The organism is Syntrophothermus sp., from assembly GCF_013314835.1.
Classification (GTDB): domain Bacteria; phylum Bacillota; class Syntrophomonadia; order Syntrophomonadales; family Syntrophothermaceae; genus Syntrophothermus; species Syntrophothermus lipocalidus.
Window position 1 is genome coordinate 16008 of record NZ_JABUEX010000015.1, and the last position, 23041, is coordinate 39048.

General features: G+C 52.1%; 23 protein-coding genes and 1 riboswitch. Of the genes, 4 read left to right on the forward strand and 19 right to left on the reverse strand.

The features are described 5' to 3' along the window. Nucleotides 1-3 precede the first annotated feature (3 nt). The 16 genes from hisZ to HPY90_RS06580 all read right to left on the reverse strand — a co-directional run bounded on the left by hisZ (nucleotide 4) and on the right by HPY90_RS06580 (nucleotide 14914). Entirely contained in the window at nucleotides 4-1164 is a 1161-nt protein-coding gene (gene hisZ, locus HPY90_RS06505) for an ATP phosphoribosyltransferase regulatory subunit (RefSeq protein WP_287192602.1), read from the reverse strand. Then, nucleotides 1165-1464, reverse strand: a complete 300-nt coding sequence (locus HPY90_RS06510; RefSeq protein ID WP_287192605.1) for a YerC/YecD family TrpR-related protein — start codon at nucleotides 1462-1464, stop codon at nucleotides 1165-1167. It lies immediately after the preceding gene. Between the two features lie 60 nt (nucleotides 1465-1524). Further along, nucleotides 1525-2202: an HD domain-containing protein gene (locus HPY90_RS06515; protein ID WP_287192608.1), complete on the reverse strand. Its 678-nt coding sequence runs from the start codon at nucleotides 2200-2202 to the stop codon at nucleotides 1525-1527. Then, nucleotides 2203-2739, reverse strand: coding sequence for a hypothetical protein (locus HPY90_RS06520; RefSeq protein WP_287192611.1), 537 nt, complete (start codon nucleotides 2737-2739; stop codon nucleotides 2203-2205). A gap of 14 nt (nucleotides 2740-2753) precedes the next feature. Then, the gene (gene purD / locus HPY90_RS06525; RefSeq protein ID WP_287192614.1) at nucleotides 2754-4040 is read right to left on the reverse strand and encodes a phosphoribosylamine--glycine ligase; all 1287 of its coding nucleotides are present in this window, start codon (nucleotides 4038-4040) and stop codon (nucleotides 2754-2756) included. 49 nt (nucleotides 4041-4089) lie between these two features. Continuing rightward, a complete protein-coding gene (gene purH / locus HPY90_RS06530) occupies nucleotides 4090-5613 on the reverse strand; it encodes a bifunctional phosphoribosylaminoimidazolecarboxamide formyltransferase/IMP cyclohydrolase (RefSeq protein ID WP_287192616.1) in 1524 nt (507 codons plus the stop codon). Nucleotides 5614-5639: 26 nt separating this feature from the next. Beyond that, nucleotides 5640-6323 (reverse strand): phosphoribosylglycinamide formyltransferase, encoded by a 684-nt coding sequence (gene purN / locus HPY90_RS06535; RefSeq protein ID WP_287192618.1) that lies wholly within the window; start codon nucleotides 6321-6323, stop codon nucleotides 5640-5642. Further along, nucleotides 6320-7354, reverse strand: coding sequence for a phosphoribosylformylglycinamidine cyclo-ligase (gene purM, locus HPY90_RS06540; protein WP_287192691.1), 1035 nt, complete (start codon nucleotides 7352-7354; stop codon nucleotides 6320-6322). Before purM ends, purN begins: the two co-directional genes overlap by 4 nt. 16 nt (nucleotides 7355-7370) lie before the next feature. Continuing rightward, complete coding sequence (purF, locus tag HPY90_RS06545) at nucleotides 7371-8765, reverse strand: amidophosphoribosyltransferase (protein WP_287192693.1); 1395 nt, start codon at nucleotides 8763-8765, stop codon at nucleotides 7371-7373. After that, nucleotides 8750-10957: a phosphoribosylformylglycinamidine synthase subunit PurL gene (purL, locus tag HPY90_RS06550; RefSeq protein WP_502707193.1), complete on the reverse strand. Its 2208-nt coding sequence runs from the start codon at nucleotides 10955-10957 to the stop codon at nucleotides 8750-8752. The genes purF and purL overlap by 16 nt, the downstream gene beginning before the upstream one ends. Further along, the gene (purQ, locus tag HPY90_RS06555; protein WP_287192621.1) at nucleotides 10954-11655 is read right to left on the reverse strand and encodes a phosphoribosylformylglycinamidine synthase subunit PurQ; all 702 of its coding nucleotides are present in this window, start codon (nucleotides 11653-11655) and stop codon (nucleotides 10954-10956) included. The genes purL and purQ overlap by 4 nt, the downstream gene beginning before the upstream one ends. A gap of 1 nt (nucleotide 11656) precedes the next feature. After that, nucleotides 11657-11908: a phosphoribosylformylglycinamidine synthase subunit PurS gene (gene purS / locus HPY90_RS06560; protein WP_013174785.1), complete on the reverse strand. Its 252-nt coding sequence runs from the start codon at nucleotides 11906-11908 to the stop codon at nucleotides 11657-11659. After that, entirely contained in the window at nucleotides 11901-12620 is a 720-nt protein-coding gene (gene purC / locus HPY90_RS06565; protein ID WP_287192625.1) for a phosphoribosylaminoimidazolesuccinocarboxamide synthase, read from the reverse strand. The genes purS and purC overlap by 8 nt, the downstream gene beginning before the upstream one ends. Nucleotides 12621-12636: 16 nt before the next feature. Continuing rightward, nucleotides 12637-13932 (reverse strand): adenylosuccinate lyase, encoded by a 1296-nt coding sequence (gene purB / locus HPY90_RS06570; protein WP_287192628.1) that lies wholly within the window; start codon nucleotides 13930-13932, stop codon nucleotides 12637-12639. 4 nt (nucleotides 13933-13936) lie between these two features. Then, entirely contained in the window at nucleotides 13937-14452 is a 516-nt protein-coding gene (purE, locus tag HPY90_RS06575; protein ID WP_287192629.1) for a 5-(carboxyamino)imidazole ribonucleotide mutase, read from the reverse strand. A gap of 122 nt (nucleotides 14453-14574) precedes the next feature. Further along, nucleotides 14575-14673: riboswitch (guanidine-I (ykkC/yxkD leader) on the reverse strand. Between the two features lie 67 nt (nucleotides 14674-14740). After that, on the reverse strand, nucleotides 14741-14914 hold the full coding sequence (locus HPY90_RS06580; RefSeq protein WP_287192631.1) for a hypothetical protein: 174 nt from the start codon (nucleotides 14912-14914) through the stop codon (nucleotides 14741-14743). 128 nt (nucleotides 14915-15042) lie between these two features. On the opposite strand from HPY90_RS06580, the gene HPY90_RS06585 reads away from it, so the two are divergent. From HPY90_RS06585 to HPY90_RS06600, 4 genes are all read left to right on the forward strand, one after another. Next, nucleotides 15043-15765 carry a sigma-70 family RNA polymerase sigma factor gene (locus tag HPY90_RS06585; RefSeq protein WP_287192634.1) on the forward strand — a complete coding sequence of 241 codons (723 nt, stop codon included), beginning with the start codon at nucleotides 15043-15045 and terminating at the stop codon, nucleotides 15763-15765. Then, nucleotides 15758-16723, forward strand: coding sequence for an anti-sigma factor domain-containing protein (locus HPY90_RS06590; protein WP_287192636.1), 966 nt, complete (start codon nucleotides 15758-15760; stop codon nucleotides 16721-16723). Before HPY90_RS06585 ends, HPY90_RS06590 begins: the two co-directional genes overlap by 8 nt. 118 nt (nucleotides 16724-16841) lie before the next feature. Then, entirely contained in the window at nucleotides 16842-17690 is an 849-nt protein-coding gene (locus tag HPY90_RS06595; protein WP_287192639.1) for a copper amine oxidase N-terminal domain-containing protein, read from the forward strand. Nucleotides 17691-17974: 284 nt separating this feature from the next. Then, complete coding sequence (locus tag HPY90_RS06600) at nucleotides 17975-20080, forward strand: ATP-dependent DNA helicase (protein ID WP_287192642.1); 2106 nt, start codon at nucleotides 17975-17977, stop codon at nucleotides 20078-20080. Nucleotides 20081-20143: 63 nt separating this feature from the next. On the opposite strand, the gene guaA is transcribed toward HPY90_RS06600, so the two are convergent. From guaA to HPY90_RS06615, 3 genes are all read right to left on the reverse strand, one after another. Further along, entirely contained in the window at nucleotides 20144-21676 is a 1533-nt protein-coding gene (gene guaA / locus HPY90_RS06605) for a glutamine-hydrolyzing GMP synthase (protein WP_287192645.1), read from the reverse strand. Further along, nucleotides 21677-22225 carry a hypoxanthine phosphoribosyltransferase gene (gene hpt, locus HPY90_RS06610; protein WP_287192649.1) on the reverse strand — a complete coding sequence of 183 codons (549 nt, stop codon included), beginning with the start codon at nucleotides 22223-22225 and terminating at the stop codon, nucleotides 21677-21679. Between the two features lie 78 nt (nucleotides 22226-22303). After that, on the reverse strand, nucleotides 22304-22993 hold the full coding sequence (locus tag HPY90_RS06615; protein ID WP_273699129.1) for a hypothetical protein: 690 nt from the start codon (nucleotides 22991-22993) through the stop codon (nucleotides 22304-22306). Nucleotides 22994-23041: the final 48 nt, after the last annotated feature.

The window sequence follows — 23041 nt, forward strand, 5'->3', positions numbered from 1 at the left end:
ACCCTACTTATCATCGACCCATACGAGTTCCCAGCCGCGTTGACGGCACTGAGCTTGGAGTTCATCTCGAGACCGGCCGTGGACGTCGAGACAGACAACCCGCCCTTCCTTTCTCAACCGGCGAGCAGTCTCGGCCACCTTTGTCAGATCGCTGCCTGCCACCAAACAACAAGGCTCTGTTGGTGCAGACATTGACCCCAGGGCCAAGAGCACCCTCTCTACCCCCACGGCGAAGCCAGTAGCAGGATTAGGCCAACCGTAGCGTCCCATTACATTATCGTATCTCCCGCCTCCCAACAAAGGATACCCCAGGTTCGATGAATAACCTTCAAAAACCACCCCAGTATAGTAATCCAGCCCTCTCAGTACACCCAGGTCGATTACCACCCGGTCTTCAACGCCAAAAGCTCGCAAAGCCCGGAACAACACCTTGAGCTCCTCGACCCCGGCCATCACTTCCGGCCACTCCGAAAAATCGGGTAAACGCTCGAGCACCTCCAGTCCCCCGTTCAACACCGGCAGCTCGAGAAACGTATCCTTCAACTTGCTGTCCAGGCGCAAACCCGACAACTTTCTTTCTAGCCCGACCAGGTCCTTGTTCATGACCAGCTTTTTTATTTCATTCTCGTCATCGTGGGCAAGGCCGCTCTCCTGCAACAGCTGGTTAAATATCCTGACGTTATTCAGGCTTAACTGGAAATCCTCCACCCCTAAGCAACTCATCAACTCAACCGCAAGGGCGATTACTTCCGCATCTGCCCTCTCCCCGGCTGCTCCCAGCATTTCCACCCCTATCTGCCAGAACTCGTTGTACTTGCCGTGCTGAGAAAGGCTGTGACGAAAAACATTCGCCCGGTAGAACAACCGCAGCGGCAACGGATATCTTCGTAGCTTGGTCGAAGCCAGGCGGGCTATGGGAATAGTCATATCCGGACGCAAGGCCAAAAGTCGGCCGTCCCGGTTTTGGAACAAAAAAAGCTCTTGCTGATCCACGTTCATATCGGCAACTTGTATGACTTCCAAATATTCTACCGTAGGAGTAATTACCTCCTGATAACCCCAGGAGGCAAAAAGGTCTGCTGCCTTTTTCTCGATTATTCTTTTCAGTTTGGCCTCTCGGGGAACGTAATCCTTGAAACCCGGAGGGAGTTCTTTGGCTTTCATCTAATCGTTCTGCTCCTTCAACCTTTGTAAAATGAGCTGGTAACCGTTAGCACCGTAGTACAGGTATCTTTTCACCCGGCTGATGGTAGCAGTGCTGGCCCCGGTCTGTTCGGCGATACCGTTGTACGTGTGGTTTTCCTTGAGCATCCGGGCCACCTGTAACCGCTGGGCCATAGCCTTTATCTCTGAAACAGTACACAAGTCATCCAGCAACCGGTAGCATTCGTCTTCGTTTCTCAAAGCAACCAAAGCCTTTACCAGTTGGTCTGTCTGTTCGTCTCTCCAACTCGGCTCATACATGAGTACTCCCCCTTAAAACATAGTTATAAAATCAAACAATACACAAAAACCTGGTCTAGCCTACAGCAGTTTAACGTCGTTTATAAGAAGTTCAAACTGGCAGCCGAGAAACTCGGCCGCCCGCTTGCACATAAGCATTTTGGTCAAGAATATCTCGAAGTACTCCATGACCGAGCAGGTTCCGGTATCGATCCTAAGCCTTAGAGTAATGACCTTTTTCTCGTCATCGACCAGCAAAGCCGATTCTTTAGCCGCATAATTGACCCGATCCCGGATGGTAAAGCACGACGACTCCCGCTTGCGTACCCGGGTTTGGTGCACGTCCGACTTGTCAGCCAGTATCACCGCTGCTGCCACCGGGTTCACCGACTGGCCGTCGGCATGTTCCTCGTGGTTGCCGATGGCTCCTAGGATTACTGCTATCTCTTCCGGATCCATGCCCATTTCCATTAGCACTTCGAAAACCATTATGGCTCCCGACAAACCGTGTGAATACCGGTTAACCAGGTTGCCTATATCGTGCAGGTAACCGGCAATAGCAGCTAGTTCTGCTTCCCGGTGCGAGTATCCGAGAGAATTCAGTATGTCGTAACTCAGAAACGAAACCAGTTCCGCGTGCTTCTGGTTATGTTCTATGGCTCCTATATTCCCGATAAACTCATTGCCTCGAGTCATGTACTCGTTGATAATAGAGTTGTTCTTAATAGCTTCTAAAGTTACCAAACCGCTCTTTCCCAACTAAGGCTCCTCCTCAATTTGCCTCATCAAGTCCCGTGCCTGGGCATGAACCCGGGCAGTAGAAGGTATGGAACTCAACAGATGCTTGGCTTCTTCTTTTTTCCCTTGTTCAAACAGCCTCTTCGCCTTCAGGTAGTCCTCGCTGTACCTCTTCTGCTGCACAGCGACCGCCATTTTCTCCCTAGCTTTCTCGGGATCGATTTTCTCCATCTCCTTGTACTTGGCAACCGCTTCATCATATTTGCCCTGAGTTAACAAGACATCGCCCTGCATGGTTATCTCTTTCACCCTGAGTTTCTGCGGAAACTCTGCCATCTCGAGGCCGTAAACGGTTAGCAAGACTATCATCCCCAGGCTTGCCAAAATCCACGCCGGGCTAAACCTCTTCAACCGGCGCCACCATGCCAGAAGCAAGAGAAAAGGCAGGCCAAACAAAACCGTAAACTTTATGAAAAAGCGAGTAGGGGTGTAGATACACAGCGCTATCACTACTGCCAATAAAAGCAAGAACAGAACAGGTGATGGTTCTCTTGCCATGTTCTTCATGCACCTCAACGCTTCAAGGCTCTGTACCCTATGTCGCGCCGGTAATGGACACCCTCAAAATGCACTTTAGGAATTTCTTTATAAACCTGATCTATGGCAGACTTGATGTCGGGCCGCCTGGCCACGATACCCAAAACCCGCCCGCCGTCCGTAACTAGCCGGCCGTCGGCGGTTTTGGCAGTACCGGCGTGAAACACCAATATGTCAGGAGACAGCTCCTGAAGCCCTGTTATCTCGTGCCCTCGGGCATAGCTTCCGGGGTATCCGGCAGAGGCCAGAACCACACATACACAAGCCTCATCGCTAAATGTCACCTCAGCTTGTTTGAGGTTGCCCGTAGCCACAGCTTCTAGAGCCGGGAAAATATCTGTCTCCATTAAAGGAATCACTACCTGTGTCTCTGGGTCACCGAACCGGGCGTTGAATTCCAGCACCATAGGTCCTCGGTCGGTTACCATAAGCCCAGCGTACAGCACCCCCCTATATGGGATGCCCTCCGCCACCATAGCCCTGGCTGTGGGAACCAGGATGTCACGCATGACCACCCGATGCAGTTCAGGAGTGTAAACCGGAGCCGGAGAATAGGCGCCCATCCCGCCGGTATTAGGCCCCTGATCGTAGTCTAAAACCCGCTTGTGGTCTTGAGCAGCAGCCAGGAAAACCACTTCTTCCCCATCCACAAGCGCGAACACACTGACTTCTTCCCCATAAAGACACTCTTCTACTACTACCCTGTCTCCCGCCGATCCGAAGACCTTGTGCACCATAGCCTGTTCTAAAGCCTCGAGAGCTTCTTCCTGATTTTCAGCTACCACTACTCCCTTGCCAGCCGCCAAACCGTCTGCTTTCACTACCAGTCGAAGCCCAGGCTCTTTCATCCGATCACGGGTATAAGCTGCGGCTTCTTCTATCCGCTCAAACACGCGGTATTCGGCGGTAGGAACTCCGTACTTATGCATGAGATTCTTGCTAAATACCTTGCTTCCCTCAATCCTGGCCGCCCGGGCTGAAGGACCAAACACTTTCAACCCTTCAGCCTGAAAAGCATCTACTATCCCTGCCATCAACGGGGCTTCCGGCCCCACAACAGTAAGGTCAATCCCTTTTTCCAGGACAAACTGCATCAACCCTCTAATATCAGTAGGGTTTATGGCGACACATTCGGCCTGCTCGGCTATACCAGCATTGCCGGGTGCCGCGTATATCTTCTCTACGTCGGGGCTTAATGCCAGTTTCCATACCAGGGTATGTTCCCTGCCCCCTGACCCTACTACCAAAACCTTTTTCCCCATACCTTACCCTCTTTTCCCGCTTGATGAGCCTATTATATCCTGACTAATTCTAATGCTTGAAGTGCCGTACGCCAGTGAAAACCATGGCTATCCCGTGGCGGTTGCACTCCTCTATACTTTCCTGATCGCGTATGGACCCACCTGGCTGAATGATAGCGGTAATACCATACTGGGCTGCCAGCTCCACCGTATCCTTAAACGGGAAGAACGCATCCGAGGCCAAAACCGCCCCCTTCGCCCTTTCCCCGGCTTGTTCTAAAGCCAGGCGAGCTGCTCCTACCCGGTTCATCTGGCCGGCTCCGACCCCCAGAGTCAATCCGTCTTTGGCCACTACAATCGCGTTAGATTTGACGTGTTTTACCACTTTCCAAGCAAACAACAAATTCTCCATTTCTTCCGGTGTAGGGGCCCGGTCTGTCACGGCGGTGAGCTCTGCAGGCAGAAGTTCGTGTCTATCCGCTTCTTGTACGACGAACCCGCCTTCTATCGATTTGACTTCCAGTCCAGCCCCAACCTCTACCGGCAAGGCCAGAACCCGCAAATTCTTCTTTCTCCTCAGAATCTCCAGGGCTTCTTCCTCATAACCGGGGGCTATAACCACTTCCATAAAAGGTTCTGCAACCTTTTTAGCGGTATCTGCATCAACCACCCGGTTGAAAGCGATTATACCGCCAAACGCGGAGAGCGGATCGGCCGCAAAAGCCTTTTCATAGGCAGAAACAAGGTCATCGGCTACCGCGGTTCCGCAAGGATTCGTGTGCTTGATAATCACGCATGCCGGCTTGTCAAACTCTCTGACCAATGCCACGGCTGCCTGAGCATCGATGATGTTGTTATAAGAAAGTTCTTTACCGTTTAGCTGCTGGGCATTGGGTAACCCGTCACCCTGGAGATAGTACCTGTAGAAAGCAGCCTTTTGGTGCGGGTTTTCTCCGTAGCGCAACTCGTAGACCTTTTCTCCTGCGAAGGCAACCTCTTCCGGGAATCCAATCCCTAGAAGCCCAGCCAGGTACGAAGACACCATAGCATCGTAAGCGGCAGTGTGGCTAAATGCCGCGAACGCCAATCTTAAACGATGCTGTTCGTCTAAGTCGCCTTTCCCCTTAAGCTCGTCTAAAACCTGGCCGTAGTCTTCTGGCCTAACCACAACTATCACATACCGGTAGTTCTTGGCCGCAGCCCGTATCATGGCCGGCCCGCCGATATCGATGTTTTCAATAGCCTCTTCCAGGGTTACTCCTGGGCGCAAGACCGTTTCCCGAAAAGGATATAGGTTCACCGCTACGATATCGATGGTTTGAATTCCGTGCATTTGTAATTGTTCAAGGTGATCGGGGCTCCTTTTCGCCAGGATACCCCCGTGCACTGCCGGGTGTAATGTCTTTACCCTGCCATCAAGAATCTCTGGAAATCCGGTAACTTCGGCCACCTTTACCACCTTGGTACCCGCCTGCACCAGGGTATCGTAAGTTCCTCCGGTCGACACTATTTCGTATCCTAGCTCCTCCAACCCCTGGGCGAACTCTACCACCCCGTCTTTGTTGGAAACGCTTATCAATGCTCTTTTAGCCATTCTCTCTGCCTCCTTTACTCATAACCTCACGGCTGCGTATCCTGATCCCCGTGCTCGTCCCCGATGATCCGAACCCGCCTGCCTTCTACGACCACCCTTCCTTCTGCGATGAGTTGTAAAGCCTTAGGATATATACGGTGTTCTTCCTTCAAAATGCGGGCCTCCAAAGTCTCTACCGTGTCGTCGAAGTACACCGGAACCACGGCTTGGAGAATAATAGGGCCGGTATCGACTCCCTCGTCAACGAAGTGCACAGTACACCCGCTGAAGCGGACGCCGTAGTCTAAGGCCTGTTTTTGGGCGTGAAGTCCGGGAAAAGCAGGTAATAGAGCGGGATGGATGTTTACCGTCTTCAGGTGATACTCGTCTAAAAAAGTCTTGCCCAACAACCGCATGTACCCGGCAAGAGCCACTATGTCAGCCTCAACCTCCTGACACGCTCGAACCAAGGCTTTTTCGTATTCAACACGCGAAGCAAAACTTTGAGGATTTATGTACAAAGCTTTAATGCCCCGTTTGCGAGCCCGTTCCAAGGCCTGGGCATTCTCGTTATCGCTTATCAGCAACACGACCTGGCCGTGCAACCTGCCTTCGTCAACAGCTTGGCAAATGGCTTCAAAATTGCTTCCCCGACCTGAAGCCAAAACCGCCAGACGTAATTTGGGTTCCTGAGAATTACGGGTTGTCATCAAATTGTGAGAAATCGTCATTTTATTACTACCCCTTCGATTCCGGGAATAATCTTACCTATTACTATAGGTTTTTCTCCCTCTGACTGCAACAAGCTAACAGTTTGATCAATTTCAGCTTCATCTACTATCAGTACAAAACCTATCCCCATGTTGAAAGCCCGGAACATCTCCTCTTCTTCTACCCCGCCTGCCTCCTGTATCAATTGGAAAACCGGCAATACCGGCAGCTTGCTCTTCTCGATCAAAGCCCCCCACCCCTTGGGCAGAATACGTTTGAGATTGCCGGGAATGCCGCCCCCGGTAATATGGGCCATGCCTTTGACTTCTATCTCGGATAAGAGTTTGAGAACGCTGCGAACGTAGATGCGGGTGGGAATCAAGAGCTCCTCCCCCAGGGTCCTACCCAAAACGTCGATTTCGCGCTCCAACGCAAATCCAGCCTTCTCCAGCAACACCTTTCTCGCCAGAGAGAAACCGTTGGAGTGCATCCCCGATGAAGGTAAACCGACTATAACCTGTGACCCGCCGACCCGGCTTCCGTCTATCAACCGGGAACGGTTGACCGCCCCTACCGCAAACCCGGCCAGGTCGTACTCATCCTCCCCGTACATTCCCGGCATTTCTGCCGTTTCCCCGCCGACTAGGGCACACCCGGCCTCAACACAACCCTGGGCCACCCCTTTGACCAAGGCTTCTATCACTTCCGGAACCAACCTGCCAACTGCTATATAGTCCAAAAAAAACAAGGGTTCGGCCCCGTGCACCAGGATGTCGTTAACACACATCGCCACCAAGTCGATGCCGACGGTATCGTGAATCCCCATCATCTGGGCAATACGCAGTTTGGTTCCTACCCCGTCCGTACCGGAAACCAGAACCGGTTCGGGGAACCGGGCTAGATCAAGAGCAAAAAACCCGGCAAACGCCCCGATATCCGCTAATACTTCCGGCCTGTTGGTCATTTTAACCCAGGGCCGGATAAGTTCTACCGACCGGTCAGCTGCTTCTAAATCCACCCCGGCCTTTTTATAAGTAAAACCGTCCGACATAAGCTCACCCCTCATCTTAATCGTCGACCGGTATCGGGTATTCGCCATTGAAACAGGCTGCACACATTGACTCCCTGCTGTTCTCTATAGCCTCAAACATCCCTTCGACACTGATATAATGAAGGCTATCGGCTCCGATAAACTCTCGAATGGCTTCTACATTCATTTTCGCGGCTATCAACTCTTCTCGGCGAGAGGTATCGATGCCGTAATAGCATGGACAAATGGTGGGCGGGGAAGCAACCGCCACGTGTACCTCCTTGGCCCCTGCTCCTTTTAACATACTCACTATCTTCTTGCTGGTCGTACCCCTGACAATCGAATCATCTACCAGGATAACCCGCTTGCCCCGCACCGTCTCCACTACGGGATTCAGTTTTAGCCTCACTCCCGTATCCCGCATTTTCTGAGTAGGCTGGATAAAAGTCCTGCCAATATACCGGTTTTTCATCAAGCCTTCCTCGAACGGTATCCCCGACTCCTTGGAGTAGCCCAAGGCAGCAGATGTTCCCGAATCGGGCACGGAAATCACGATATCAGCTTCGACCCGGTTTTCCCTAGCCAACTGGCGTCCCATGGCTCGCCGCGCCCGGTTCACGTTTGTCCCGTCGATGGTACTGTCAGGCCGGGCAAAATAAATGTATTCGAAAATGCAGTGAGCTCTTCTCGTTGAATACAGGGCCTTGTGTGAAGACAACCCATTGCTGTCGATTATTACTATCTCGCCAGGTTCTATGTCACGGATGAACTTGGCCCCTACGGTATCAAGAGCACAAGACTCGGAAGCAAGAACATAGTTACCCTCCAGTTCTCCCAAGCAGAGTGGCCTGATGCCCATCGGATCCCTGAATCCTACCAACCGATCCTCGGTAGCTAAAACCACCGAGTACGCTCCCTTTATGTCGATCATGGCTTTAACCAGAGCATCTTTCAGCGGATCCTGAGAATAACGGGCTATTAGATTGGCTATTACCTCCGTGTCGGTTGTGGTCTGAAATACCGAACCCAGAGTCGCCAGTCGGGTCCTCAACTCGGTGGTGTTCACAAGATTGCCGTTATGCCCCAGGGCCACCATGCCTTTCAAGTAGCGGAAAACCAGCGGTTGCGCGTTTGACAGGTGGCTTTCCCCGGTAGTGGAATAGCGGACATGGCCGATAGCGATGTGTCCCGCCAGCTTGGCTATCACGTCGGGGGAGAATACTTCGGAGACCAGCCCCATGCCTTTGTGCAGAATAATCTCCTGGCCGTTAGAAACCGCAATGCCAGCGCTTTCCTGCCCCCGGTGCTGAAGCGCGTATAGTCCGTAGAAAGTTATGCGGGCCGCTTCGGTAGATGTGTTGTCCCCATCCTTGAGGTATATACCGAAAACCCCGCAAGCCTCTTTCATCCGGTCGTCTAACTCATGAAACATCTTATAGCTCCCTCCCAAAGCGCTGCTGCCTCCTCTACACCCAGGTTTATTACTTCTCGCTGCCCTTTCCGGAAGAGCAGTCTATCTCCTCCCACCTTGCCCATGACCCTGGCTTCGACCCCGTGACTCTTGGCTGCGGCCAGCACATCATCGAAATGCAACCAAGAGATGGTTATCACTGCCCGCCCCGGGGCCTCGCTGAAAAGGACAGCGTCCGGCCGCCATTCTGGGTCGAGTTGTACCGTAAACCCCAGCCCCCCGGCGATGGCCCCTTCAGCCAAGGCTACGGCTAGCCCTCCATCCGAAATATCGTGGCAGGAATTAACCCACCCGCTCCTAATCACAGCCAATAGGAAATCGATGAGGGCTTTTTCCCGGACGAGATTTACCTCAGGCACCTCACCTGCTACTACCCGGTGCATAACTTTCAAATACTCGCTGCCACCCAGTTCAGTTCTAATCCCTCCGATCAACAGGATTAGGTCATCATCGTTTTTGAAAGTCATGTCCGTGCGCTTTTCAATGTCATCGATGAGGCCGACCATCCCTACTACGGGAGTAGGGTAGATGGCTTCCCCGTTAGTCTCGTTATAAAAACTCACGTTTCCGCTCACTACCGGTATCTCTAACTCCTTGGCCGCAGCTGCCATGCCTTTTACTGCCTGCTCAAACTGCCAGAAAATATGCGGTTTTTCCGGGTTACCAAAGTTCAAACAATTGGTCAAAGCCAAAGGTTTGGCCCCTGTACAAGCCAGGTTCTGGGCCGCTTCGCACACAGCCAGCATCCCGCCCCGGAAAGGGTCTAAAAATACCATGCGCCCGTTGCCATCCGCGGTGAGAGCCACTCCTTTCTTATGACCTTTGACCCTCATTACCGCGGCATCCGCTTTTCCGGGTACTATTGCCGAGTTGATCATGACTTGGTAGTCGTACTGGGTATATACCCACTCCTTGTTGGCAATATTCGGAGACGCGAGTAGTTGCTTTAACGCAAGGTTGTAGTCCTCAGGCTCAGGCAGGCTCATCGGATCAAAAGCCTTCTTTTCTCGGTAGTAGTCGGGCTCTTCCGCCTGGCGGTAATAGACCGGGCACATCTTGGTCAGTCCGGCTACCGGCACCTCCCCTGCTACCTGGTCTCCCTCCTTTACCCTAAAGACCCCGTCACCTGTCACTTTTCCAATAACCGCCGCATCCAACCCCCACTTGTCAAATATCTCGCGAATCCGGTCTTCCTTTCCTGGTTTAGGACAGATCAGCATCCGTTCCTGAGATTCCGAAAGCATCACCTCATAAGGGGTCATGCCCTCTTCCCGTCTCGGAACCAGCAAAACGTCGATCTCTACTCCCCGGTCCCCTTTGCCCGCCATCTCGGCCAGCGCGCTGGTCAGTCCTGCCGCTCCCAAATCCTGCATTCCAAAAACCAGGTCTTCCCGGATGATTTCCAAGCAGGCCTCGATCAAAAGTTTCTCCATAAACGGGTCTCCTACCTGGACCGAAGGTCTCTTGTCCGCCGATTCCTCGGACAGTTCTTCGGAGGCGAAGGTTGCTCCGTGAATGCCGTCTCTACCCGTCTTAGCCCCGACCACCATCAACGGGCTCCCTACCTCCCCGGCTACGGCCAAAGCGATGTCATCGATATTGGCCAATCCCACGCACATGGCGTTTACCAAAGGATTGCCCTGGTAGCTCTCTTCGAAATAAACCTCCCCGGCTACGGTCGGTATACCCAAACAATTCCCGTAACCTCCGATACCGGAGACCACACCCGAAAAAAGATATCTAACTCGCTCGTCCTCGATTGGGCCGAACCGCAGTGAGTCAAGAATAGCGATAGGGCGAGCCCCCATGGTAAAAATGTCGCGCACAATCCCGCCTACTCCCGTGGCTGCCCCCTGGTACGGCTCTACAGCTGAAGGGTGGTTGTGACTCTCAATCTTGAAAACCAGCGCTTGATTATCTCCGATGTCCACCACCCCTGCGTTTTCACCAGGCCCCTGGATAACCCGAGGACCTGAAGTAGGGAATAGCTTTAAGACCGGTCGGGAGTTCTTGTAGCCGCAGTGTTCCGACCACATGACGGCAAACATACCGAGCTCGAGATAGTTTGGCTCCCGGCCTAAAATGTTCCTAATCTGAGCGTATTCTTCATCAGTCAGTCCCATTTCTCGCCACACCGGCTTGTCCTTCATCATCTGCAAGCCCCCTTGAACCAATCTACCATGGAAGCGAGTATGTAATAGCCGTCGCGCCCGCCGAGAATCGTTTCAGCACACCTTTCCGGGTGCGGCATCATGCCCAGGACATTACGTTCCCGGTTCACTATTCCAGCTATGTTGGCCTTTGAACCGTTGGGGTTGGCTTCTCGGGTTTCGTTACCTTCACGATCGCAATAGGTGAACACAATCTGGCGGTTTCTCTGTAATTCCTCCAGGACCTCATCGTCACAGAAATAGTTGCCTTCCCCGTGGGCGATAGGTACCGTCAGCACTTGATCTTCCTGCAAAAGACAGGTGAAAGGAGTATCGATTGCCTTAACTCTCAGGTTAACCGGCAAGCACCGGAACTGGAGACTGTCATTTTTCAGCATAGCCCCGGGAAGAAGACCTGCCTCCAGAAGTATTTGAAAGCCGTTGCATATGCCTATCACCAATCCACCTTTTTGGGCAAATTCGATTAAAGCCGGCATTATCGGGGAAAGGCTGGCAATAGCACCGGTTCGAAGATAGTCACCATAGGAAAACCCTCCGGGAAGAATTAAAGCATCGAAGCCAGCCACGCTGGTCTCACGATGCCAGATGTAGTCTACCTCTTCTCCCAGTACCTCTTTTACCACATGGTAACAATCTGCGTCGCAGTTGGAGCCTGGAAAAACAACCACGCCGAACCTCATATCACTCGACCTCCACCACTTCTACCTGGTACTCTTCGATGACCGGGTTGGCCAAAAGCCGGTCGCACATTTCCACCAGTAGGCGGTAAGCTGCTTCCTTACTCTTTTCATCTAATTTTACCTCTATATACTTGCCTACCCGAACATCATCAACTCCCTTGTAGCCTAGGACGTGAAAAGACCTTTTAACTGCATCACCCTGTGGATCCAAAACCCCTTTTTTCAGAGTTACGTGCACTTTCCCCTTATACATTAAGGCTACCCCCTTCCATCCGCTGCAGCACCTCTATATACGCCTCGCGCTCTTTACCCAGGTCCCGGCGAAAACGGTCTTTATCCATCTTCTCTCCGGTTTGAACATCCCACAAGCGGCAGGTATCAGGAGAAATCTCATCCCCCAGCATTACCTTGCCCTGGTGAACCCCGAACTCGAGTTTGAAGTCAACCAGTTCCAAGTTCCTCTCCCGTAGAAAAGGCACCAAAACCGAGTTTATCTTGAGGGCCATTTCCTTCATCTCTGCCAACTGCTCCGGCGTGGCCCACCCCATAGTCAGAATGTGGTATTCGTTCACCATAGGGTCGTGCAGCTCGTCCGATTTGTAGTAGAATTCGAGAATGGGATTGGGAAGAGGAGCTCCTTCTTCTAGCCCTAATCTAGTAGCCAAGCTCCCAGCTATCCGGTTGCGTACCACTACCTCCACCGGGATTATGCTCAGCTTCCTGGCCAGCATGTTACGCCCGTCCAGCAGCTTGACCAGGTGAGTAGGAATACCGTTATCTTCCAAAATCTTAAACAACACCGAAGTCACCCGGTTGTTGACGATGCCTTTGCTTTCTATAGTGCCTTTTTTCTTGCCATCAAAAGCAGTTGCATCATCCTTATACTCTATCACCACGAGGTTTTCATCGTCCGTAGAATACACTCTCTTAGCCTTGCCTTCGTAAATCAACTCCCGTTTTTCCATCCTCATCACTCCTGTTTTAATCTAGCCCGCATCGCCTGAATATATCATCGACATGCCTGGTATGGTATGAGTAGTCAAACAGCTGTTCCAACTCGCTGTCTTCAAGTCTCGCCTTTATCTCTTCATCCTCTTCTAGCAGTCGCTTCAACGGGACCTTTTCAGCCCAAGCTCGCATGGCGTTCCGCTGAACCCAGCGATAAGCCGTTTCCCGGAGCACCCCCTTTTCTATCAAAGCCAGCATTACCCGCTGGGAAAAGACCAGTCCCAGCGTTTTCTCCAGGTTGACCCGCATGTTATCTTCATAGACCACCAATCCATCGACCACATTCGTAAACTTGTCCAGGATGTAATGCAGAAGAATGCAACTGTCGGGGATAATCACCCTTTCCACTGAGGAATGGGTTAAGTCCCTTTCGTGCCAGAGAGCCACGTTCTCCAAAGCTGCGAGGGCATTTGCTCTAATGACCCGAGCCAACCCGGCCACCCGCTCGCTCATCATAGGGTTTCGCTTGTGAGGCATGGCTGAAGACCCTTTTTGTCCGGAATAAAAAGGTTCCTCCACCTCCAAGATATCGGTGCGTTGGAGGTTTCTGACCTCGGTTGCCATCTTCTCAAGTGAACTGGCGACTACCGCCAGGGCGGCCATGAATTCTGCGTGCCTGTCCCTCTGGATAACCTGGGTCGAAACCGGGCAAGGTTTAAGCCCCAAGCTGGAACACACATAATCCTCTACCGCCGGGTCGACGTTGGCAAAGGTGCCAACCGCCCCTGAGATTTTTCCATAACTGACCACCTCTCGCGCCTGCTCTAGGCGCCGGCGATTGCGCTCCATCTCGGTATACCACAAGGCCATTTTCAGTCCGAAGGTAATCGGCTCGGCATGAACCCCGTGCGTCCTTCCCATCATCAAGGTATACTTGTGCTTCTTGGCCTGCCTTCCAATGGCGTTTGTCAGTCCGTCAACTTTCTCAAGAATCAGGTCCGTTGCCTGGCGCATCTGTAAAGCCAACCCGGTATCCAGAATATCCGAGGAAGTAAGCCCCAGGTGTATGTACTTCGACTCTTCTCCCACGTACTCTGCCACATTGGTCAAAAAGGCGATGACATCGTGCCTAACCTCGTTCTCGATCTCCCTTACCCTACGTATATCGAAAGCGGCTTTTGCTTTGATAGTTTCAACAGCTTCCTCTGGAATCCGCCCTAGCTTAGCCCACGCCTCGCAAGCTAAGACTTCAATCTTAAGCCAGTTGGCTAGCTTGTTCTCCTCTGACCATACTCTGCCCATCTCAGGCAGGGTGTACCGCTCGATCACCGTCCTACCCCCTCGTTTGCAGGTATCCTTCGATGCCCAGTTCCTTTAACCTAGCGTCTTTGGCCTTTACTTCTTCGGCTTGTTCCTGTCTGAACTCCTCGAGCCGTTTCCTCAGAGCTGGATCCCCCAGCGCCAGAATAGAAACTGTCAGCAAAGCTGCGTTAGCGCTGGCATTTATACCCACTGTAGCCACAGGTATCCCCCTCGGCATCTGAACGATGGAATACAGAGAATCTACCCCCGAAAGCGTGCTGGTTTTAATCGGTACTCCGATAACCGGAAGCGTGGTAAAAGAAGCAATCACCCCCGGCAGGTGAGCTGCACCCCCTGCCCCGGCGATAATTACTTCAAGCCCCCGGTCAATCGCCGTTTCCGCATACTTAGCGGTCTCCCGGGGAAGACGGTGAGCCGAACACACGGTGACCTCGTAAGCAACCCCAAACTCGTCCAGGATCTCAGCCGCTGGTTTCATCACTTCGAGATCGGAATCACTGCCCATAACGATACCGACCTTAGCCACGTTTTCACCCCTTGCGTCAAGTATCGATAGTTCACCTTATTTGCCTCAGCTTGAAACCGAGGGTATAAAACATTTAGCCCACGCAGGTAGAGTTCGCATCGCCTTTTCTTTAGCGAAACCTACCCGCCTGGGCTTCTATCCCTCCGGTGTAACGCAGCGTGCGTCTGTGCCACTTGGACCAGTCCGTGCCCAAAGCACGCGGAACCCTAGGCACACTTTCGCCATATTTGTTTACACCCTGATATTAGCAAAAGCACGGAACCTCTGTCAACGATTCGACAGCAGGCCTTATAAGCTTTCAAGGCGGTTCTTCAGGGCCTGCAACTCCCTCTTCGCTTCCTCGAGGTCATCTGTTGCGCCTGCAACTCTCCCCCATTTGCGCCTCAGCTTTTCTACCTCCTCCTCAAGCTCGGCCATCTGCCGAGCCAAAAGTCGAGCTAATACCCGGTACTCCAATTGCATCGTTTCCCTCCTCAAGTGGCTTCTTGCCTGATACATAGTATTCCCCAAAAACCGCTACCCAGACCAACTCATGGTCATCGGAAGCAGGAACAGAGCAACAGGAAAAAGAACAGTTAAAAGAGGGGGTGGTGACAGCGGCGAGATCACGCTCGGAACAGGAAAAGACATTAGAACAAATACGGGAGGCACAAAACGGGAACACCCAAGCCCGGGAGCTTCTCATTTCCCAGCACTTGGGGTTCATAAAAGCGCTGGTACTGAAAAACGTGGCTTCTAACGAAGATATAATAAACCGGGATGAGTACAGTGTAGCTCTTATTGCCTTTAACGAAGCCATCAGTTCCTACAAACCAGGCCTACGGTCTTTCCAGTCCTTTGCAGCAGACGTGATAAAAAGAAGGCTCATCGATTACCGGCGTTCAACGGAAAAACATCGAAAGCGCATCATATACGTAGACGATATAAGTAACCCTCTGCCCGACCAAGATGCTCTGGTAAACGGGGAAGAACTCGAAATCCGCATGGAAATGAAAGACTTTGTGCAAAAGCTTGCTCAGTATGGTGTAAGCCTACGGGACCTGGTGCAAGTGACTCCTAAACACCTCGATTCGCGCCGCTTGTGTGCGCAACTAGCTCAAACCATCGCCGACAGTCCCGATATGCGCGACTATTTTATCAGATATGGTGCCATCCCGGTGCAACAGCTGTCTGAAGCAAGCGGTATCAGCCCCAAAACGGTGAAGCGCCATCGCAAATACATAATCGCCCTTTGCCTGGTACTGCTGAGTGACTTGGAAACGATGAAGCGGTATGTAAAGGGCCTGGGGAAAGGCAGTGATGCTCATGCCTAAAGCTATGGTGGTTGAAACTTATCCAGGCCGGGCAGTTATCATGACAGAAGAATGCGAGTTCAAAGAAATCAAGACCACCCGGCCTCTTCAAGTAGGAGAAGAAATCGAATACAACAGGTCCGGCATTTTCGTCAACCGGCGAACGACTATAGCCTTGGCTTGGGCGGCCTCTTTTATCCTATTCTTCCTTTTGATCTACTCGGTAACCGGACGCTTGATGACGGGAAGGCTTTATGCCTGTATAGGACTTGATATAAACCCCAGCCTCGAGCTGAGCGTAGACCGCGGTTTGCAAGTAGTCGAAGCCAGGTCCTTCAACCAGGACGGAGACAGGATCATAGCTGCGGTCAAGCCCAAAGGCCAGGAACTGGAAACTGTCTTGGCCGCTGTTGTCCGCCAGTCTAAGACCGCCGGCTACCTCCGGCAAAGCGGTAACGTTATCGGGATCGGCCTCAGCATGTACTCCGAGCCTGAAAAAAGCGCGGAACTTTTGGCTAGAATTGACCGGGATCTAGAGCAGGAGTTAGCCGCAAACCGCAGTCAAGCTAAAATCTACTACTTCACCATCGATAAAAAAACCAGGGAACAAGCGATTAAAGAGAAGGTGTCCCCGGTTCGCTACCTTCTTCGGCAGAAGGCTCGAGAGCAAGGTCTGTCCCTGCAGCAAAAGGACGTGAGCTTGCACAACCCGTCGGTTGAAAGAATTGCCCGCAAAACAGCAACTAAGATACGCGTCCAGGAACAAGACTCGTCTGTAAGGGTCAAGAAAGGCAAACAGAACCATACCACGCAGAAAAAGCCCCTAACCCGTGGCGAACAGCCGTTGATCCTGAAAAAGGAGTCGCTCGAAAAGAGTGAAGGCTTGAGGCGCAATGCCGTAGAAAATTTCACGAAACGGCCTTCGCAAAACATGGAGCCAGGCCGTCCCCGGTTACTCAAGAAGAATGCTCAAGACTGAGTCTTGGGAACATTCTGTATTGGCCGGGGCCCCAAAATTAGCTGTCGTCTACGAAGTAATTAATAGAACCACCCAACAGAGGTGTGGTAATTCTAGGAAAAGGAGATGACAAATCGGTATGTTGAAGCGTGTGTTTATCGTCGCGTTGGTCTTGCTGCTGGTCGGAAACGGAGCGGCATGGGCTAGGCCGGCAGGGCACAACGGTCCGGATAAGGTTGCGGGAACTGTTGCCGTAAGTTCTCGGACCGAAACCGAAGCCTTGGCCCCGCAAGATTCGACAGCTAGTGACCAAGACCTATCAAACTCGGACCAAGAGGCAACAGAACGTTTGAGAGCTACTCTCCGCGAGAGAATTCAATCCATGCAAATGAATCGTGACCGGACTCAGGAAAGCTGGAAAGTCCTCAAACAGGAGTTACAAAGCTTGAGGCACCAGTATACGATCCAGCAAGAGTCTCGGCAAGAGATCAAAAACATGTTTAAGGCCGCCATTCGCTTAGCCCGGGAACAGAATAGGATCCAAGAAGCCGAGCAGTGGCTGAGAGAGCTGGCCGAAATGGATCCAATCGATGCCTCGGTTTACCAGGAACTGGGGCAACTCTTCCGCAGTTGCGGTGACACCCAACCTAAACTCTGGTGTGTGGGCAAACAGGTTTATACCGAAGTGCCCCCGGTGATCAAAACCGGACGAATTCTTGTCCCTATTCGGGCTGTAACCCAGTCTCTAGGAGCAAATGTTGAGTGGAAAGCAGACCAGCAGATAATAGTCATTACCAAAGGCGATATCGTAATCAACCTGCAATTAGGTAAGCGCGTGGCCATCGTTGACGGAAAAGAGTATAAACTCGATCAGCCACCCGAGATCAGCGCTTCCCGAGTTATAGTTCCTTTACGTTTCGTTGCCGAAACCTTAAAAGCTCAGGTGAACTACTACCCCGAAGGACAAATAGTCGCGATAAATCCTTAGGTCTCCTGCTTATTAAACAATACCCCATCAGTCTAAGAAGCTTTTGCCAGTATACGCGAAAACAAAGAAGACCCTTGGTTTAGATTCAAGGGTCTTTTTTTTTACTGTTCGGGACTTACAGCATCGATTCATTGTGGCCTTTCTTCAGGTATAATATCAGTATGAAAACCCAATCCTTCTTAGCTCGAGCCGTTTTGAATTTTCGAATTTGAAACTGCTATTACCTTCAACCAGGTAACACGAAAATACTGGCACTGACGAAGTCAAATGAGGAGTCATTTTCTATGCCAAAAGAAGTTAACCCTCGGGCCGCTAGTTCCGCATACCAAGCAGACCTGACACTGAAATCAGAATACGTCCTTGAATACGCCGAAAAAGAACTTGGCCTGCGCCGGCGGCCAGGACAGCGCGAGATGATAAAGACCGTATCCGCGGTCATAGAAGGCGAAGAAAAGTTCGGAATCATAGAAGCGGGCACCGGAACTGGCAAAACATACGCCTACCTCATCCCCGTCTGCCACCACTGCCTGACCGAGGGTAAAAGAGCGGTAGTATCGACCGGAACCAAGGCCCTGCAGCAGCAGCTTATCGATAAAGACCTGCCTTTCGTCACCAGGCTTTTTGCTGCCGTGACCGGCCACCAGCTGCGTTTTACCCTGCTCTATGGGAGGGCCAACTACCTCTGTCCCAGGCTGCTCAACGAAGAACTCGACAAGCAAGAAGCAACCTTACAGTTGGTGAAAGACCACGAAACCGAGTTCTACTTGGATCTGGCAGAGTGGTTGGGTGAAGGGGGAAGCGGAGTCTGGGAAGACCTGCCGAGTATCTCTGATAAAAAGAGGAGGTACTGGTTAAAGATATGCGCTGACTCGGAGGATGCCCTCTGCGCAGGCTGCGAAGAACCAGAGTGCCCGTGGTTGAAAGCCCGAAGGCGGGCTGCTTCGGCCCAGATAGTGGTGGTCAATCACTGGCTGGCGGCCGCTGATCTCGCGCTTTTCTCCGAAGCCGACCTCCGCCTGTTCGGTGAAGTTAAGCCTGCGGTTCTGGTCGTCGATGAAGCCCACCATTTCAGGGAAGTCGTAAAGATGATGGGACAAATGGTGTTTTCGCAAAGCTATCTCGGGCTTATCCTCCAAGGCTTGGAGCAGGTTGAAAAGCGAATGCCTGTTCCAACAAAACATATCACGGGCGAAACGCGCCAAGCCTGGGATTTAGCTTCCCAGGCAGTCTACGCGCTCGAGGATTGGGCTGAAACCTTCCTGGGTTCCAATGCGATAAAACCGTTGAAACCGGGGCTTGTTCCTTCAAGTATTGTGAATAGACTCCAAGCCCGGCTGCAAACCTTCCTGCAGATGGTACAAGAGAGAGTGGAGGGCTTCCGCCAGGAGCTGGACTCTCTAGACTCCGGTCAAGCGGACTTCGAGGAAAGCGGTATAAACGAAGAAAAGCTAAAGATCCTCAACCGGCTTGATCGCCTCGCGGAAAAAATCGAGAACATAGCCAGTGCTTTCGAACGCGGGGTCAGGACCTCGAACCACTACCTGGTCTCCGGGAGCTCAGGTGATGTCTGCTGCGTGGAAAGAAGCCAGGGTATCCGGTTTGTGTCCTGGCCTTTTGACCCCGTACCCGCTTTACAGGCTCTGTACGAGCTTTACGACAAGGTTGTTCTTACCAGCGCCACCTTGTTTCCTTCTGCATCTCCCGCTGGTGTCGAATGGTTTTTGAAAAGAAACGGCATCCCCGGCTTGAAGGCAAAGATTGCCCGCGTCTCGAGTCCTTTCGACTACGAAAGGCAGATGAAGGCCTTTATCCTGACCGACGGTGCTCTAATGCCAGACCCAACAAATCCCTGCCGTCTCGAAGCCCTGGGGCAGGCAGTTCTTAAAGCGGTTGAAGCTACCGAAGGCGGGGTTCTCGTCCTGTGCACCTCGTATACCGAGCTCAGAGCAGTGGCCGCGCACCTTGCTCAGCACCTGCCCAAGACGAGGTGCCTCTTCGTGCAGGGAGAAGCGGGGAAGTCAGAACTGCTGCAGCAGTTTCGTGACCACGGCCAGGCTGTGCTGGTAGGAGTAGCCAGTTTCTGGCAAGGGGTGGATGTGCCCGGAGATGCATTAAGAACCCTGATCATAGCCCGCATACCCTTTCCTGTCCCCGATGATCCTGATGTCCAGGCCGAGTGCTACTTTGCCCGTCACCGCTGGTGGCAAGAGGTGTTCGTCCCCCAGGCTTCCCTGGCAATGAAACAGGGCATCGGCCGGCTTATCCGGACCGAATCTGATACCGGCATGGTAATAATCGCCGACCCCCGGGCAGCCAGGAGGCACCTGCAGCTGGTCGAAGCCTGCCTACCAGTAACGCCGTCGGCAGTAGCGTTATTTGACGACGATTAACGCATATTTACATTGATTATAAAAAATTCTGCGCAAGAGCCAGAAATCATACTTAGGCCGAGCTTATTCCCACTCTATAGTGCCGGGGGGCTTAGAGGTAATATCATATACTACGCGGTTGACGTGTTTGACCTCGTTCACTATGCGGCGGGCTATTACGTCCAGAACCTCATAGGGAAGGCGTGCCCAGTCCGCGGTCATTGCATCTTCGCTCACCACCGCCCGTACCACTATGGGGTAAGCGTAAGTCCTTTCATCCCCCATCACGCCCACGCTACGCACTGGTGGTAAAACCGCAAAGTACTGCCACAATTCCCGGTCCAGTCCCACTTTTCTTATCTCCTCCGTAACGATGGCGTCAGCTTCCCTGAGAATCGCGACTTTCTCGGGAGTTACTTCTTCCAGCACCCTCACCGCCAGGCCCGGGCCTGGGAAAGGCTGTCTCCAAACTATCTCAGGCGGGAGCCCCAATTGTTCGCCTATACGGCGAACCTCGTCCTTGAACAGTAACCGCAAAGGCTCAATCAATTCGAATTGCATATCTTCCGGCAGCCCCCCCACGTTGTGGTGGGTCTTGATGGTAGCGGCAGTAGCAGTTCCGCTTTCGATAACGTCCGGGTACAGGGTGCCCTGTACCAGGAAATCGATCTGGCCGAGCTTTCGAGCCTCTTCTTCAAAGACCCGAATGAACTCGTGTCCGATGATCTTTCGTTTGAGCTCGGGGTCCGCTACTCCTTGGAGCTTGTCCAAAAACCGCTGGGCCGCATCCACGTATATGAGGTTCATCCCTCTTTCCTCACGGAAAGTCCTAACCACCTGTTCGGCCTCCCCTTTACGCAAAAGCCCGTGGTCTACGAAAACACAGGTCAAGTTTTTACCCACGGCGAGATCCACCAGAGCCGCCGCTACCGAGGAATCCACACCCCCGCTCAAAGCACACAGCACCTTTTTCTGCCCTACCCGCCTTTTTACCTCCTCAACCATCTCCTGAACAAAATCCTGCAAATTCCAACTGCCGCTACATCCGCAAATTCGAAACAAAAAATTCTTCAGTATCTCGTCCCCCAGGGGAGTATGCCTTACCTCGGGATGAAACTGAACACCATAAAGTTTTCGTTCAGGATCGCTCATCGCCGCCACCGGGCAGTCCCCGGTACTGGCAGTAACTTGAAAACCCTCGGGGATATTGACTACCAAATCCCCGTGACTCATCCATACCTGCATTTGAGTCGGCAGGCCAAAAAAAAGCGCGTCTTCCCGGCACTTCTCCAGGAACGACTTTCCGTATTCCCTCACCGCAGCCGGTCTCACTTCCCCCCCCAGTTGCGACGCCATAAGTTGCATGCCGTAACAGATGCCCAGTATCGGAATTCCCAGTTCATAAATCCCGGGGTCGCACACCGGAGCACCGGGAACATGTACGCTGGCCGGACCTCCTGAAAATATAATGCCCCGTGGCTTTCTGGCTTTGATTTCGGCCAGTGGGGTATAATAAGGTATCATTTCGCTGTATACCGATAGATCCCTGACCCTCCGCGCGATCAATTGATTGTACTGGCCACCAAAGTCAAGCACCAAGACTGTTTCCCGTTCCACTCACTCATCCCCTCCCTGGCCCTTGGCCTTCTTCAACTCTAGTATCCTGATATCCGGTAAATTCCGGTACTTCCCTGCGTAGTCGAGCCCGTAGCCCACGACAAATTCGTCGGGAATAACAAAACCGCAGTAATCCGGAACAAACGCGGTTTTTCGGCGCGAAGGCTTGTCCAAAAGAACACACACCTTAAGACTCTGGGGGCGCCTTTTCTTAAGGACTTCGACCACGTATGTGAGCGTCAGTCCCGTATCCACGATGTCTTCCACCACCAAGACGTTCTTGCCCTCTACCGGCATCTCCAGGTCCTTCAATATCCGGACTTCTCCTGAGGACTCGGTCGAGGCCCCGTAACTCGATAGACTCATGAAATCGATGACCACAGGCACATCAATAGTTCTCACCAGGTCGGCCAAAAAAATAAACGAACCTGTGAGGATACCGACAACCACCAGTTCGTGCCCAGCATAATCGTAGGTTATGGATTGTCCGAGTTCTCTTACTCGCGATTGAATCTGCTTCTTTGTCAGCAAGACTTTGGAAGCACCCACAAGCCAAGTCCACTCCTTTTGCCTGGATTATATCAACCCCTGTTTGAAAGTGTCAAAAAAATTGAGGCCGGTTTGGCCTCAATTCAATTCAGGCTTCTGTACTCGTATATCTTGATTGAAATCAAAAAACTCCACTTTCATGGTTAGACGAGCGTTGGGGTTATTCTTGCTGACCGCGCTTAAAGTAGCTCTTCTGATATATTTTTGCCTGTAGTCTACCCAGAGTTTGTAACGGAAATCCTTCAATGCGACTTCCATCAGCTCATTCTCGATGCTAGGCCTGCAGCTTATGATGAAGCACCTGGTACCTCCAACCTTCTCAAAGCCCAACTTCTCCACCTGAGAAATACTCTTAAAATTGAGGTTCGACAGTGGATCCAGTTCTGCTATTAAAACGTCCCTGGTATCGGCTTCTGCATCCTTAATGACTAGCCATTTCTTACTAGAACTATCCCAGTTGTAAGTGGTGTCTTTGATGTGATAAATGTCGATTGGTGTCTTTACCATCTCCCCCTTTATATGAGTACTTCCGGAGTCATCTTTCTCCCCTTGTATCCGGCTTACCACCTCCCTCCGGTCGTCGATGGTTAAGGTGGATTCCAGTTTGTATCTAAAACTTTTAGCCGCGGCCATATTTTGTAGGGTTTCCTCTAGTAACGTCTGGGGCTCAATGTCCCTTTCCTGTTTAGCCAAATACAACCAGTAAATGACCCCGATTACTGCAAGACTTATAAATCCAATCAACAACCAGCGCCATCTCTTGCCCATAGCCCCCGCCCTTCTTTTTGCTACATTGTATTAGCGTGACTGCCGGAA

Excerpts from the sequence above, each read along its gene's own strand:
- purQ (WP_287192621.1), bottom strand. The coding sequence starts at position 11,655 with ATGAGGTTCGGCGTGGTTGTTTTTCCAGGCTCCAACTGCGACGCAGAT.
- purN (WP_287192618.1), bottom strand. The coding sequence starts at position 6,323 with ATGACGATTTCTCACAATTTGATGACAACCCGTAATTCTCAGGAACCC.
- HPY90_RS06615 (WP_273699129.1), bottom strand. The coding sequence starts at position 22,993 with ATGGGCAAGAGATGGCGCTGGTTGTTGATTGGATTTATAAGTCTTGCA.
- purF (WP_287192693.1), bottom strand. The coding sequence starts at position 8,765 with ATGTTTCATGAGTTAGACGACCGGATGAAAGAGGCTTGCGGGGTTTTC.
- purS (WP_013174785.1), bottom strand. The coding sequence starts at position 11,908 with ATGTATAAGGGGAAAGTGCACGTAACTCTGAAAAAAGGGGTTTTGGAT.
- HPY90_RS06595 (WP_287192639.1), top strand. The coding sequence starts at position 16,842 with ATGTTGAAGCGTGTGTTTATCGTCGCGTTGGTCTTGCTGCTGGTCGGA.
- purM (WP_287192691.1), bottom strand. The coding sequence starts at position 7,354 with ATGTCGGACGGTTTTACTTATAAAAAGGCCGGGGTGGATTTAGAAGCA.
- HPY90_RS06580 (WP_287192631.1), bottom strand. The coding sequence starts at position 14,914 with ATGCAATTGGAGTACCGGGTATTAGCTCGACTTTTGGCTCGGCAGATG.
- HPY90_RS06510 (WP_287192605.1), bottom strand. The coding sequence starts at position 1,464 with ATGTATGAGCCGAGTTGGAGAGACGAACAGACAGACCAACTGGTAAAG.
- HPY90_RS06600 (WP_287192642.1), top strand. The coding sequence starts at position 17,975 with ATGCCAAAAGAAGTTAACCCTCGGGCCGCTAGTTCCGCATACCAAGCA.
- purH (WP_287192616.1), bottom strand. The coding sequence starts at position 5,613 with ATGGCTAAAAGAGCATTGATAAGCGTTTCCAACAAAGACGGGGTGGTA.
- purL (WP_502707193.1), bottom strand. The coding sequence starts at position 10,957 with ATGATGAAGGACAAGCCGGTGTGGCGAGAAATGGGACTGACTGATGAA.
- hisZ (WP_287192602.1), bottom strand. The coding sequence starts at position 1,164 with ATGAAAGCCAAAGAACTCCCTCCGGGTTTCAAGGATTACGTTCCCCGA.
- HPY90_RS06520 (WP_287192611.1), bottom strand. The coding sequence starts at position 2,739 with ATGGCAAGAGAACCATCACCTGTTCTGTTCTTGCTTTTATTGGCAGTA.
- HPY90_RS06590 (WP_287192636.1), top strand. The coding sequence starts at position 15,758 with ATGCCTAAAGCTATGGTGGTTGAAACTTATCCAGGCCGGGCAGTTATC.
- purC (WP_287192625.1), bottom strand. The coding sequence starts at position 12,620 with ATGGAAAAACGGGAGTTGATTTACGAAGGCAAGGCTAAGAGAGTGTAT.
- purD (WP_287192614.1), bottom strand. The coding sequence starts at position 4,040 with ATGGGGAAAAAGGTTTTGGTAGTAGGGTCAGGGGGCAGGGAACATACC.